Origin of the sequence: Brevibacillus laterosporus DSM 25 (genome assembly GCF_002706795.1) — a bacterium.
Classification (GTDB): domain Bacteria; phylum Bacillota; class Bacilli; order Brevibacillales; family Brevibacillaceae; genus Brevibacillus_B; species Brevibacillus_B laterosporus.
The window spans coordinates 2,261,321-2,275,000 of sequence record NZ_CP017705.1; the positions used below are offsets into that span (position 1 = coordinate 2,261,321).

Sequence of the window (13,680 nt, forward strand, 5' to 3'; positions counted from 1 at the left end):
ATTTAGCACAAGAAGATTAAAAAATGACTTTGCCTGATTTCTAACCCAGGCAAAGTCATAAAAAACCAAATAGTGTCCCAGCTAAAATCTCTATCTACCGTGGTTCTTATTCAAGAAATCACGTTTCCCAACTCTCGGATTGTTTGTGTACTACATTTACATGATCCACTAATGGGTCAGTATTCTTATTTGTTACAGGAGTTATGACCACTTGAAGCTGATACTCATTATTTAATGGGTAAGTAAAGATCTGTTCTTTATTTCTATTAAAGTATCCTTTTAATTTTTCGCCCAAGGCTGTTTTGACCTCCGATAGGTGAATGTCTTGCAAGTGAAGATTAAAGCTTCGGATTTCAATCAGTAGACCTTTAGAATCATATCCTGCGACAGTACCTTGCTTACGATAGACCGCATAGGTAGTTTTATACGGAGTGTCCATTTTATCAGCTTTACCCCAGCGTTGCTCTATTTGCTCCTTAGTGGTTTGGCCCACTCTAAAGTCTTCTACTAACAGTCCTTGAGAAGCAGATTCATTTATTCTTTGTAAGAAATCAATATTATCTCCAAGCATGGGGTTTTTCCGTCCGTCTGGATAAACGACACTTACATGTTCAATTTGTAGAGATACATCATGATTCCCAACAGAAGGATCAGTTGTGTTCGAACTATTAGTAATGCTGATAGGAGTAAAATAAAATACTAATTGATAATCCTCACCGGCAGAATAGCTGTATTTCAGTTGATCCGTGTATTGTTGCACAAATTGGGGCTTCCCAAGAACCTGTTCCACTTGTTCTTTATTTAGAGCGGTCAGCCGAGAGTCGGTTGAAATAATTTCTACTAGCTGCTCCCCTTTATTGTAAGCAAACGCTAATGACTTCTCAGGGTAATTAGCAGTAGGCAGACCAAATCGTACCTGATCCTGCCCTTTTGATTCACCCCACACTTTTTTTATGTCGTCCGCAAGGGATGTTTTTACAGCAATATCTGCATTTATAACCTTACCGCTTTTAGCTCTCTCCATTACGCTTAATAAAAGCTTGCTTTGCGCAGGAGTCACTGTTTGGCTATTTTTCCCCACACTTTTCTTGCTATCATGGAAAGAGTTGAGTGAATCAGTACTGCGAGACTCCTTATAATGACTTGGAGTAGCAGATACCAGAGCTTTGTTTGGATTGGTTAGCTGATTCTGTTGCACCCACGAATTTCCTAACCAGAAGGTGGCTAGAACTAATGAACTGCACACAATTCCCTTACTGATCCAAGTAAAATAAGTAGATAGATCACTTCTGTGCAAATCTTTTTTCTCTTCTCTTAATAAATGAGCCAGCATGTGTTGCTTGCTTTCAGCATCCAGTTTGTGATCTGGGAGTGTTTGCAGATGCTTTAACGTTTGATTCGATTGTTCATCTAGGTTTGTAAATTTATTAGATGACACGATTAATCACCCCATCTACATCAGTTTCTTTGCCCAGGCTTCTCTGTAAAGTTTTTAAAGCACGATGCAAGGTTGTATTTACTTTGCTTTCGCTCCATTGCAGGATTTCTGCGGTCTCACTCGGGGACAATCCTTTTATTCCGCGTAGGATCACAACCTCCCGATAGGATGGTTTTAATCGCTGCACAGCGGCATAGAGCATTTGATTTTCTTCCTGTTTGCCTACAATCTCTTCAGGTGTTTCGTCAGTTGATTTTATTTGTTTTAACCAGGTATCTGGTAGCCAACTCATATAGCGCTTCTTTCGTTCATGATCAATTGCTGTATTGCGTGCAATTGAAAAAAGCCAGGTTTTAGGTTGAGCTTTTCCTTCGTATTTTTCATAACCTCTCATAGCCTTCATGAAAACTTCCTGCACCAAATCTTCTACATCGCGGTTACGCGTATAGTAAACTAAAAATTTATATATATCGTCACTATAACGAACAAACCACTCCTCAATGTGTTCGCGCCTAGTCAATTTGTGTGACACCTCTTTTTAAAGAATTACCCTCTGATAGTCTTGGAGTATATATAAAAAACAAGTCAGCTTCATCCTTACTAGCATGATTTGAAGCTCCAAAAAGCTGGGTAAGGAAATAGACGAGACGATGATAGCTTTCTTACACTTTTTTTGCGTTTCATATCATTTATTTTCTTATAAGTAGACAGCAAATGGGTATCCAGATTTTACATATAGGAAGAAATGCAACTTTTTGGGGGGATAGGGAGTCAATATTAGTAGCGAGTTAATTCAAAAAGTTTTTAACTTAGAGGGTTTGGTACAAGGTAAAATTGGTGTACACTGATTAACAAAGGATCAGTTACCATAAAAGAATGCACTAGTTCGTTTACCGAAGTACTAATGATTCGCTACAAAACATTTTCCGGTAAGTAGTAATGTGACCGTTATCTCCTACGTACGGTAAAATTAGAATTGGTACGTAATGTATAGCAGGAAAGGTATAGCATAATTAAGGAATTAATAACTAGATGTAAAAAGTTCTAGTTATTTCAAAAATTTTGTTCACCTTTTTCCTGATATTCTGTTAACATAAGGATTATACAATATGTTTTAATGTGTCAACAGGAGATAACTGAATATTTCTATTTCCGATGAAGTGAGGGTTGCACATGACCACTATGAGTCACACCTCTTTCCAAGATTGTGCCCGGCGTTGGCGTGAAGTCGAGAACGAATTATCGATTGTTGTTCCTAAATCTTTACGGTCAGATACTTCCGCGTTATTGTTTTTGGAGGGCGTAGCAGCAACACCTATGTTGGATAAAGATGAAGAAATGCAATATTTGATTCAGTATCAGCGTGATGGTGATTTAGAAGCTCGCGAGGTTCTAGTACGTGCTTATCTTCGTTATGTCGTTAACACTGCACTTCGTCATTTAAAAAAGGGAATGCCGTTCCTTGATCTCATTCAAGAAGGAACAATTGGGTTATTTACTGCAATAGAAAAATTTGATATTACAAGAGGCGTCCGTTTATATCACTACTCGCATTGGTGGATTTCACAAGCCATCACACGTGCTATCAGTGACAAAGGCCGTCTTATTCGTATACCTGTACACATGCATGAGCAAATACGTCTCTATCAAAAGAAAGTAATGCAATTAGCTCATTTGCTGAACCGCAATCCCGAACGACATGAGATTGCAAACTATTTAAATATTCCCTTGGAAAAAATGGATACCATCGAGTATGCTCTTCGCATTAAAATGGAATCAATTGACGAGCAGCCCGTCGTACTCCACATGGAAGATGACGAAGAATTGCTAAGCTACGCCGAAATTGTTGATGACAAAGAAAACTCATTAGAAGACTGGATTGAACGAGTTGATCTAAGAGACCGAGTCTTTGATGCTTTATCCGTATTAAGTCCACGTTCGCAAGAAATCATTGCGATGCGTTATGGACTGTATGATGATCAGGTTTATACGTTAGAGGAAGTAGGCAAGATGTTTGGTCTTACTCGCGAGCGTATACGTCAAATTGAAGCGACTACGATTGAGAGATTGCGCAAACAGAAGTGTTCACGCAATTTGATGGAGTACCTTTCCTAAGGTATGTAAAAAGAAGATCATTCATTCATTGTCCCCATAATTGGAGGTCAAAGGAGCTACATGCTAAGAAGCATGATCATGCTCCTTTTTATTGTCTATTTTTCTTATGTCTGTGTAACTCTTCCTACATTTAAAATAAACTGAAGATTCTATATAATTAACATGATTACCATAGAGGTTTGTCTAATAATAGGAAGGCCTTATACTATTCATATGAGGAAAGTAAATAAGTGAGTAGGCAGTAACCATTTTTTACTTGGAAAGCGGGAAAACTACACTTTAAAAAGGAATCTCCACTTCTGAAAACTTATTTTTGTCAAGTAGCTATGGTAAAATAACTATAAGGGAGTGATAAAGATGAGTGACCACCAATTGTGCCCAAAGCTTGAGACTGCTTTTGAATTGTTGGGGAAACGCTGGACGGGATTAATTATTTGTGTGTTGATGACAGGGCCTAAGCGCTTTAAAGATATATCTGAAGTCATACCTGGTATGAGTGATAGGATGTTGGCGGAAAGATTTAAGGAGTTAGAACTTGCTGGTGTTTTGACGCGGAATGTCTATCCTGAAACCCCTGTACGTATTGAATACGAGTTAACAGATAAAGGCAGAGGGTTAAAAACCGTCATGGATGCTGTGCAAACTTGGGCCGAATCCTGGGTACATTCTAAATAGGGACTGAATGGAGGACTCCTGCCTCATGCGCGGGAGTTTTGTTGTGCATGAATAGCTAATTGATTGGATCAAAGTTGCGTAAACAAGAGAAATACTTTGGTGCAATCAATTACCTACAGTCAAACAACAGTAACCCAGAATGTGCAAAAACAAGAGAATGTGTACTGAGCACACGAGGCACACTGAAACAAAAGAAGAGGACATGCAAGGAGGACGAGTATGAGCGACTATTTGGTAAGAGCAACAGGTTTTAATGGTAATGTTCGAGCATTTGCTGCCCGGACGACCGGAATTGTAGAGGATATTAGAAAACGGCACGGTATGCTGAATACTGCTAGTGCAGCTTTAGGGCGCACGCTTACAGTGACCGCTATGATGGGTGCTATGCTTAAAGGGGACGAACGTATTTCGGTCAAGATTAATGGCGGTGGTCCGATTGGTGGTATCTTTGCTGAGGCCAATGCCCATGGCGAATTGCGTGCGTATGTAACAAATCCACAAGTCCATTTTGAGTTAAATGAACTTGGCAAACTAGACGTTCGACGAGCAGTGGGTACAGATGGTTTTTTATATGTAACGAAGGATTTAGGTCTTCGAGAACCGTATCAAGGTAGTGTACCGATTGTATCTGGTGAGATCGGAGAAGATTTTAGTTATTATTTTGTGGTATCAGAGCAGACTCCTTCAGCTGTTGCAGTAGGTGTATTGGTCAATCCTGAGGATCATTCCATTTTTGGATCAGGTGGATTTATTTTGCAATTACTTCCAGGTACTCCTGAAGAGGATATTGCGAAAATTGAAGAGAAAATTAGTAAATTGCCGCAGGTATCACGATTAATTGCAGAAGGCATTACGCCGGAAGAATTGATAGCTAAGGTTTTGGATAATCCTACTATTCATAGCAAGCTCGATCTTACCTTTAACTGTGGTTGCTCAGCCGAAAAAGTGGGCAATACATTAGCAAGCTTAGGTAAGGCAGAATTAATGAGCATGCAAAGAGAAGAGGGCGGAGCAGAGGTTCACTGCCATTTCTGTAATGAACTTTACCAGTTTGACCAGGATGATTTGCAGGAAATCATTAATGATTTGGATAAATAAAGATTAAGAGACAAAACGGTGGAGACTAGAGCATGAGACATGTGCGATTGCTAACGACACGTCAACTACCGTTTTTTTCTTGCCCTAATATTATAGAATTTCAATGAAATGGAGAGAAATGGATGCGTAACGTTCGGTTTTTGTGGAGCTTGATTGGTGCGCTCATCTTATTGTTAGCTGTCGTATCGGGTGCTTGGTACAAAGGAGCAGGTTTAGCAGCAGTAGCTAAGGTGGGAGACGAAACCGTTACAGAGCAAGCGCTAATCTCACAGTTAAAAGAGCGCTATGGAAAGCAGATGTTGGATCGTATGATCGACCACCAACTAGTCTTCCAAGAAGCAAGTCGTCTGCAAATTACTGTTTCTGATCAGCGAGTTCAGGAAGAGATTCAGAGGATAAGAAGTCATTTCCCACATGAGGGTGATATCCCTAGTGAGGTGCAGGATCGATTAGGACAGACTCCAGCTCAAATGGAGCAGGAAGTTCGTTATCAATTGCTGTTGAAAAAGCTGGCTTCAAAGAATGTGACAATCAGTGATGATGAGCTACGAGCTTATTTTCAGCAACACCAACCAGATTATATTCAACCAACCACCGTACATCTTTATCGATTGTTAGTAAAAACAGAACAAGAAGCTCAAGATTTATTTCAAGAGCTGTCAAAGGGAGCAGATTTTGTTGCGTTAGCCAAAGAACGATCTGTAGATGCTCAAACAGCTTCAAGTGGTGGAGATATGGGGATCATTTTATTAAAGGAAGATTCTTTAACAGAAAATGAACAGTTCGCTCTTCAGGATATGAAAATAAATGAAGTATCTGCTCCTATTCCGGTTGAAGACGGCTATGCACTATTGCGTATAACAGAGCGGAAGGAAGAAGTGATCCCAACTTTTGAGCAATCGAAGGAAAAAGTTTTTGAAGATATGGCTATCGCCAAAGCCGAGTCGTTTGATGAAATTTTAAATCGTTTACGTAAGACCACCAAAGTAGAAGTGAAGGAGCTAACATATCGTTGACGCTAATGAATATGATTTGTTATAATACCTACAAATCCTAGCAAATTACTCGGTGATTATTTGAGGGGGACAAAAACATGCGGGTTGCACAATCTATTACAGAACTGATTGGAAATACGCCATTAGTCAAACTCAATCGTGTCGTAACGGAAGACATGGCTGATATCTATTTAAAGTTGGAGTTCTTTAACCCCGGAAGTAGTGTGAAAGATCGTATCGCACTTTCTATGATTGAAACAGCCGAAGCGGAAGGTAAATTGAAGCTTGGCGATACCATAATTGAACCAACCAGCGGTAACACAGGGATTGGATTAGCAATGGTGGCTGCGGCAAAGGGATATCGTGCTATCTTGGTTATGCCAGATACAATGAGTATTGAAAGACGTAATTTGCTACGTGCGTATGGAGCGGAACTAATCTTGACCCCAGGAGCGGAAGGAATGGGCGGAGCGATTCGTAAGGCAGAAGAACTTGCTCGCGAGAACTCAGACTATTTTATCCCGCAACAATTTAATAATACAGCCAATCCTAAGGTACATCGAGAAACTACAGCAAAAGAGTTGCTTGAGCAAGGAAAAGAGATTGGTGGTATTGACGCTTTTATTGCTGGTATTGGTACAGGCGGAACGATTACAGGCGTGGGCCAAGTGCTAAAAGAAGAATACCCAGAGGTAAAAATTTACGGGGTAGAACCTCAGGCTTCACCGGTCTTGTCTGGAGGAAAACCAGGTCCTCATAAGATTCAGGGAATTGGTGCTGGATTCGTACCCGAGATTTTGGATACGTCTATTTATGATGAAATTCTTCCTATTGAAAACGAGGCTGCTTTTGAAACAGCTCGTCGTGTAGCTAAGGAAGAAGGAATCTTAGGTGGAATTTCTTCAGGTGCGGCTATTGCAGCGGCTCTCGATATAGCAAGTCGTTTAGGTAAAGGGAAAAAAGTAGTGGTTATTATTCCTAGTAATGGAGAACGCTATTTATCTACGCCACTTTATCATTTTGAAGATTAATAGTGGTTTGGCTTTTTTATAAGGAATAATCGAATGGAAGTGGCTCGGCACGATGCTGGGACCACTTCTTTTTGTCGTTCTCCGTGTGGAAAGAGTGAAATTGCATGATGCCCTTTTCTTTCTGTGACAAGGAATGAGGGATTATGTAGCGACGTGTATGAAGCAGCTACTGAGCCTGAAGATCCGGTTATCTAAGCTATGAAATCAATTAATTTTTTGAATTAATCTTACAAAAGCTTCCAAATGATGACTTACAGCTATCAGATCTGTATGTTATGATAGATCAAGACCTGTTGCTTTTGACCATTTAAATTCTTACGTCAGAAGCGGGTGACGAGTTGTTGAAAAAGGCGGAGGCCTTATGGAAAGCAGTTGAGCTGAGTGAAGAATTCGAGAACGAGAGGCTGAAGAGCCGAGAGGAGAGCCGAGTATGATCATTATGATTGATAACTATGATTCCTTTACGTACAACCTAGTACAATTTGTTGGAGAGTTGGGTGAGGAGTTACGGGTATTTCGTAACGATAAAATCACGCTAGAAGAAATCGAAAACATGAAGCCAGACTACCTGATGATTTCTCCAGGTCCTTGCACACCCAATGAAGCTGGAATTAGTATGGATGTCGTCCGTCATTTTGCGGGTAAGGTTCCGATTTTTGGTGTATGCCTCGGACATCAATCAATTGGCCAAGTATTTGGTGGGAAAATAGTCCGGGCAGACCGGCTTATGCATGGCAAAACATCGGAGGTATTACATGATGGCAAAACTATTTTTGCATCAATACCTTCACCATTCCAAGCTGCCCGTTATCATTCGTTAGTGATCCAGGAAGAATCAATTCCAGAAGAAATAGAGATTACAGCACGAACGCCTGAAGGTGAAATAATGGCCATTCGTCATAGGGAGCTACCTATCGAAGGGGTTCAATTTCATCCCGAATCAATCATTACCCAATACGGAAAACAAATGTTGAAAAACTTTTTGACGGCTTATGCAAAAGAGATTCAACCTATCAAATAACGAAACATTACTTCAAAGCCACTTGCAAAAATGATTGCAGGTGGTTTTTTCAAAAGTGGAATAAACCAAAGTCACGACAGGAGAGTTTCGAGGAAAGTTTTAGTTATGATACTATGATTTTATGTGCTGTAGAAGAGGGATAAACGTCTGATAGCTAGGAGATTAAGCGGATGTGGGTGTTTGTTAATGATAACATTGTACCTGTTGAACAAGCAGTAGTTTCAGCCATGGATCATGGCTTTTTATATGGTATCGGTTTATTTGAAAGCGTTCGAATTTATCAAGGAAAACCGTGTTTTTGGGATGAGCATATGTTGCGTCTGGAACAAGGAATGACTGCCTTATGTATTCGTCACAAGTGGGATCGTAGTGAGATATATCGTGCTGTGCAGGCTACTCTAAAGAAGAATAAGCTAGAGGATGCTTATGTACGAATTAGTATTACTGGGGGAGAAGAGGGTGTTGGTTTGCATAGCGGTGTATATGAGCAGCCATCGCTTTATATTTTTGTCAAATCAGTAACGCCAATCGCACAGCCTCCTATTGCCAAAAGATTGAAAGTAATTTCCTTTCCAAGGCAGACTCAGGAAGGAAACCAGCGTTTTAAGTCTCACAATTATTTAAATTGCGCTCTGGGTAAACAAGAAATAGGAGAGGCAGCGGATATAGAAGGTCTATTTTTAACAAAAGAAGGTCATATCTGTGAAGGAGTCGTAAGTAATGTTTTTTGGGTGAAGGACAATAAGATATATACGCCTTCCGTGGATACTAATCTGTTAGCGGGAATTACCCGGGATGCTGTCATTACTATTGCGCATGCAGGTGGTCTAAACGTGGAGGAAGGTCTTTATCCCCTTGAGGATTTATTAACAGCAGATGAAGTGTTCGTAACGAACTCAATTCAAGAGCTTGTTCCGGTGTCGATTGTAGAGAATATAGAAATTCCATACGTTTATGGAAAGGTGACACGAAAGTTGCACGAAGCCTACAGGCGATTGGTAGAATTGTCCAACTGATTGTGTTATGCTTTCCACATTATAAAAAGGAGTTCGAAAAAGATGAAACATGATCATGAGCGTCCTCTGACTAAATTTACATCACTATCATGTGGTACATATAATCTTCCGCTACACGAAAGAACTTTAATTATGGGAATCCTTAACGTCACTCCTGACTCTTTTTCGGATGGAGGACATTACAATCAGCTGGATGCCGCTATGCGCCATGCTGAGAGGCTTGTGAAGGATGGGGCGGATATCATCGATGTAGGGGGAGAGTCGACACGGCCAGGTTCTCAGCTTGTTAGTGCGGAACAAGAATTAGAGCGAATCATTCCGATTATCGAGCGCCTCTCCCGCGATATAGATGTACCGATCTCTGTTGATACCTATAAAGCCCGGGTTGCCGACGAAGCGTTGCGGGCAGGAGCCCATATTATTAATGATGTGTGGGGGGCGAAAAAAGACTCCGAAATGGCTGCTGTAGCTGCTAAATGGAATGTGCCGATTATCTTGATGCACAATCGAGAGCAGATGGAGTACCAGGATTTCTTCCTCGACTATATAGAGGATTTACAGGAATCTATCCAGCTAGCTTTAGCAGCAGGTGTTTCAGAAGAGATGATCGTGCTGGACCCAGGCATTGGTTTTGCTAAAACATTGCAACAAAACCTAGAGGCCATGCGGCGGTTGGACGATTTAGTGGCTCTTGGCTACCCTGTTTTACTAGGAACCTCACGGAAGTCCATGATTGGTAAGGTTCTTGATTTACCTGTGGAAGAACGTTTAGAGGGTACAATAGCTACGGTAGCACTAGGTATTGAAAAAGGTTGTCATATCATGCGTGTGCACGATGTTAAAGCCATAAAACGAACAGCAACGATGATGGATGCTATGAAAAAAGGGGCACGTTACAATGGATAAAATCTATTTTAATGGTATGGCTTTTTATGGTTATCATGGTGTTTTTCAAGAAGAGGCAAAGCTTGGTCAACGGTTCTATGTTGATTTGGAGCTCTCGCTTGATTTGCGAAAAGCTGCTGATACGGATCAGCTAGAATATACCGTTAATTATGCTGATATTTACGAAAGAGTGAAGGCTATCGTTGAAGGAGAGCGTTATCAATTGTTGGAAAAATTGACGTCGCAAATTTGCGATGGTCTGTTGAGTGATTTTCCTTTAGATGAAGTCAAAGCAAAAGTAACAAAACCAGATCCACCGATTGCAGGTCATTATCAATCAGTTGCGATCGAGATGATCAGGAAGAAGGGGAGTAACTAGCATGGGCAACCTTACAGAAGCATATATTGCCCTTGGATCTAATCAGGGAGAGCGAGAAGCTATGCTTAAAGGTGCCATCGCCGAGTTACATGCACATGATTTTATTCAGGTATCTCGCCTTTCTTCTGTATATGAAACGGATCCAGTGGGCTATACAGATCAGCCTGCCTTTTTAAATATGGTGATTCAGATTAAGACCAGCTTAGCGCCCCTAGAGTTATTGGAGGCAGCCTTATCAATTGAGCAAAGATTAGGGAGAGTTCGCCTTGAGCGCTGGGGCCCACGCAATATTGATATTGATCTATTGCTTTTTGGAGAGGAGCAAGTGAAGTTACCGAATTTGGTTATTCCTCATCCAGAGATGATTCATCGTGCGTTTGTGCTCATTCCTCTTCAAGAGGTATGGCAAGGAGTTATACCGGGAACAGATTTAACCATAGAAGAAGCAATCCATCATTGTATAGAAACGCAGGGGGTACAGGTATGGGGGACATTAGATTGGGGAGCCGAATCAGAGCGTTCCGCAAATTAAAAGGCTTTACACAACAGCAATTAGCCACTGAAATGGGAGTATCATTATCATTTGTAGGTACCTTGGAGAGAGGGACGAAACCACCGACCGAACTAGTGTTACGGAAGATAGCCAACACTTTACAAGTTGAATATGAGGAATTATGTGCTATAAATAAAGGGAATGAAAAGTAGGCAGAGTCCCTTCGCTTAAGGAGGTTTTATATATGAAAATCGGGAACATAGAACTAAAAAATAATGTTGTCTTAGCCCCAATGGCAGGAGTATGTAATCCTGCTTTTCGCTTGATTGCTAAAGAATTTGGCACAGGTCTGGTCTGTGCTGAAATGGTTAGCGACAAGGCAATTATGCATGGTAACAAAAAAACGTTAGACATGTTATATGTAGATGAACGTGAAAAACCCTTGAGTCTACAAATTTTCGGCGGAGATAAGGAGACATTGGTGGGAGCAGCTCAATACGTTGACCAAAACACCAATGCAGATATTATCGATATTAACATGGGGTGTCCTGTTCCTAAGATTGTTAGTTGTGATGCAGGAGCTCGTTTGTTACTAGACCCGGAAAAAATTTATGAAGTGGTGTCAGCAGTAGTAGATGCTGTAGACAAACCGGTAACAGTCAAAATGCGTTTAGGCTGGGACGAGGATCATCTATACGTCCTAGATAATGCACAGGCGGTAGAGCGCGCTGGTGGTAAAGCAGTTTCTGTGCATGCTCGTACTCGTGTTCAGATGTACAAGGGTCAGGCTGACTGGGAATGGATTCGCCGAGTCAAAGAGGTAGTTAATATTCCGGTTATCGGTAATGGTGACGTATCATCACCAGAAGATGCAAAAAGAATGTTAGATACGACAGGCTGCGATGGGGTTATGATCGGTCGTGCAGCTCTAGGGAATCCTTGGATGCTGTATCGTACGATTCAATATTTAACCACAGGAGAATTGCTAGGTGAGCCTACTGCCCGTGATAAGGTTAATATCTGTTTGCTACATGCTAAACGTTTAGTTGCATTAAAAGGACCAAGAGTTGGCATACTTGAGATGCGCAAACACGCTGCATGGTACTTGAAAGGTTTAAAAGGCGCCACTCAGACTAAACACCTGATAAATTCTGTTGAAACAGAAGAGGAATTACATCGTCTATTACATGAGTACGTTGATTGGGTAGAAAGCGGAGCGTTTGATGATACGGAGATTGAAAAAGAAGGGTCTGTAAAAATCTCTGCCTTATAATGGAAATCAAACATTGACAACGTATTTCCCATATCCTATAATTCATCGTATTATGTACTTGAAGCTGCCAGATCTGATCTGGCAGCTTTCCCTATGACCCACTGTATTACAAGAAGAAAACGATTACCCCTAGTATATTAAGTGGGTGATCTACATATAATCCTGTGTACTTTTTTGATAACGGGATTAAAAATTGATAAACGGGGGAATACGAAGATGTCTGAAAAAGAAGTCATTCTTACACCTGAAGGCCTTGCGAAGCTTGAGCAAGAATTAGAAGATTTAAAAACTGTTAAGCGTAAAGAAGTAGCTGCGCGTATTAAAGAAGCCATTAGCTTTGGAGATATTAGTGAAAACTCTGAGTATGAAGAAGCTAAAAATGAGCAAGCGTTCATTGAGGGGCGCATTCTAACCCTAGAAAAAATGTTACGTAATGCTCGCATTATTACGAACGAAGATGTTGATACCAATGTGGTAAGTGTTGGTTCGACTGTTCGTCTGAAAGATCTTGAATTTGGGGACATTGTAGACTACACTATCGTTGGTTCTGCTGAATCTGATCCATTAAACAATAAAATTTCAAACGAATCTCCTGTTGGTCAAGCCTTGCTTGGAAAAGCAAAAGGATCTACAGTAGATGTAAACGTTCCAGCGGGCGTTATTCAATACGAAGTACTTGAAATTAATCGATAAGCTCATGTTAAATGGCGTACCAATCTTTAGATGGTACGCCCTAGTCCTATTCAATGGGCTTTAACAGAGCGTTCTGTTAGGAGTGAAGAGGAATGGCAAGAGAAGAAGACCTACAACAAGAGCAAGGAACTGAGCAAGAACTACACGAATTGCTACAAGTTCGCCATGACAAAATGGATCAATTACGTGAATGGGGCATTGATCCATTTGGGAAGAAATTTGAACAGAAGGATTTTGCTTCGGATATTACAGCTAGCTTCACGGATAAAACCAAAGAAGAGCTTGAAGAAGCGAATCACGAAGTTACTATCGCCGGTCGTTTAATGGCAAAGCGCAGTATGGGTAAGGCTAGTTTTGCGCAACTATTGGATCGCTCTGGTCAGATTCAGATTTATGTGCGAAAAGATACTGTCGGCGACGACCTATATAACGTTTTTGATTTAAGTGATATTGGGGACATTATCGGTCTTACAGGTACTTTATTTAAAACAAAAACGGGCGAGTTAAGTGTCAAAGCGAAAAGCTTAGTTTTCCTAAGCAAATCTCTCCGTCCATTACCAGAGAAATT

The 13,680-nt window shown here is 40.8% G+C and carries 16 protein-coding genes (1 of these 16 running past the window's edge); 14 read left to right on the forward strand and 2 right to left on the reverse strand.

Translation table 11 applies throughout. The features are described from left to right. Nucleotides 1–118 precede the first annotated feature (118 nt). The gene (locus BrL25_RS10730) at nucleotides 119–1,438 is read right to left on the reverse strand and encodes a YjgB family protein (protein ID WP_018672281.1); all 1,320 of its coding nucleotides are present in this window, start codon (nucleotides 1,436–1,438) and stop codon (nucleotides 119–121) included. Further along, complete coding sequence (locus BrL25_RS10735; protein ID WP_018672280.1) at nucleotides 1,428–1,958, reverse strand: RNA polymerase sigma factor; 531 nt, start codon at nucleotides 1,956–1,958, stop codon at nucleotides 1,428–1,430. Before BrL25_RS10735 ends, BrL25_RS10730 begins: the two co-directional genes overlap by 11 nt. Nucleotides 1,959–2,611: 653 nt before the next feature. Here BrL25_RS10735 and BrL25_RS10740 point away from each other — a divergent pair. From BrL25_RS10740 to lysS, 14 genes are all read left to right on the forward strand, one after another. Next, a complete protein-coding gene (locus BrL25_RS10740) occupies nucleotides 2,612–3,553 on the forward strand; it encodes a sigma-70 family RNA polymerase sigma factor (protein ID WP_018672279.1) in 942 nt (313 codons plus the stop codon). A 357-nt stretch (nucleotides 3,554–3,910) separates the two neighbouring features. Continuing rightward, entirely contained in the window at nucleotides 3,911–4,228 is a 318-nt protein-coding gene (locus BrL25_RS10745; protein ID WP_003333851.1) for a winged helix-turn-helix transcriptional regulator, read from the forward strand. A 219-nt stretch (nucleotides 4,229–4,447) separates the two neighbouring features. Further along, nucleotides 4,448–5,326: an Hsp33 family molecular chaperone HslO gene (hslO, locus tag BrL25_RS10750; protein WP_018672278.1), complete on the forward strand. Its 879-nt coding sequence runs from the start codon at nucleotides 4,448–4,450 to the stop codon at nucleotides 5,324–5,326. Nucleotides 5,327–5,448: 122 nt separating this feature from the next. Further along, nucleotides 5,449–6,342 carry a peptidyl-prolyl cis-trans isomerase gene (locus BrL25_RS10755; RefSeq protein ID WP_018672277.1) on the forward strand — a complete coding sequence of 298 codons (894 nt, stop codon included), beginning with the start codon at nucleotides 5,449–5,451 and terminating at the stop codon, nucleotides 6,340–6,342. Nucleotides 6,343–6,419: 77 nt separating this feature from the next. Further along, a complete protein-coding gene (gene cysK / locus BrL25_RS10760; RefSeq protein WP_018672276.1) occupies nucleotides 6,420–7,352 on the forward strand; it encodes a cysteine synthase A in 933 nt (310 codons plus the stop codon). Between the two features lie 430 nt (nucleotides 7,353–7,782). Further along, nucleotides 7,783–8,373 (forward strand): aminodeoxychorismate/anthranilate synthase component II, encoded by a 591-nt coding sequence (gene pabA, locus BrL25_RS10765; RefSeq protein WP_018672274.1) that lies wholly within the window; start codon nucleotides 7,783–7,785, stop codon nucleotides 8,371–8,373. 170 nt (nucleotides 8,374–8,543) lie between these two features. Beyond that, nucleotides 8,544–9,389, forward strand: coding sequence for an aminodeoxychorismate lyase (gene pabC, locus BrL25_RS10770; RefSeq protein WP_018672273.1), 846 nt, complete (start codon nucleotides 8,544–8,546; stop codon nucleotides 9,387–9,389). A gap of 42 nt (nucleotides 9,390–9,431) precedes the next feature. Continuing rightward, nucleotides 9,432–10,295, forward strand: coding sequence for a dihydropteroate synthase (folP, locus tag BrL25_RS10775; RefSeq protein ID WP_018672272.1), 864 nt, complete (start codon nucleotides 9,432–9,434; stop codon nucleotides 10,293–10,295). After that, on the forward strand, nucleotides 10,288–10,653 hold the full coding sequence (folB, locus tag BrL25_RS10780) for a dihydroneopterin aldolase (RefSeq protein ID WP_018672271.1): 366 nt from the start codon (nucleotides 10,288–10,290) through the stop codon (nucleotides 10,651–10,653). The genes folP and folB overlap by 8 nt, the downstream gene beginning before the upstream one ends. 1 nt (nucleotide 10,654) lies before the next feature. Further along, the gene (gene folK / locus BrL25_RS10785; protein ID WP_018672270.1) at nucleotides 10,655–11,185 is read left to right on the forward strand and encodes a 2-amino-4-hydroxy-6-hydroxymethyldihydropteridine diphosphokinase; all 531 of its coding nucleotides are present in this window, start codon (nucleotides 10,655–10,657) and stop codon (nucleotides 11,183–11,185) included. After that, nucleotides 11,137–11,358 (forward strand): helix-turn-helix domain-containing protein, encoded by a 222-nt coding sequence (locus BrL25_RS10790; protein ID WP_035312107.1) that lies wholly within the window; start codon nucleotides 11,137–11,139, stop codon nucleotides 11,356–11,358. The genes folK and BrL25_RS10790 overlap by 49 nt, the downstream gene beginning before the upstream one ends. 32 nt (nucleotides 11,359–11,390) lie before the next feature. Continuing rightward, the gene (gene dusB / locus BrL25_RS10795; RefSeq protein WP_018672269.1) at nucleotides 11,391–12,419 is read left to right on the forward strand and encodes a tRNA dihydrouridine synthase DusB; all 1,029 of its coding nucleotides are present in this window, start codon (nucleotides 11,391–11,393) and stop codon (nucleotides 12,417–12,419) included. 216 nt (nucleotides 12,420–12,635) lie between these two features. Next, nucleotides 12,636–13,112: a transcription elongation factor GreA gene (gene greA, locus BrL25_RS10800; RefSeq protein ID WP_003333840.1), complete on the forward strand. Its 477-nt coding sequence runs from the start codon at nucleotides 12,636–12,638 to the stop codon at nucleotides 13,110–13,112. Between the two features lie 92 nt (nucleotides 13,113–13,204). Next, a protein-coding gene (lysS, locus tag BrL25_RS10805) for a lysine--tRNA ligase (RefSeq protein ID WP_018672268.1) crosses the window boundary here: on the forward strand, nucleotides 13,205–13,680 show its 5' end (the start). 1,051 nt of this gene lie beyond the right edge of the window; 476 of the gene's 1,527 nt are visible here — the first part of the coding sequence; the start codon lies at nucleotides 13,205–13,207; the stop codon falls past the right edge of the window.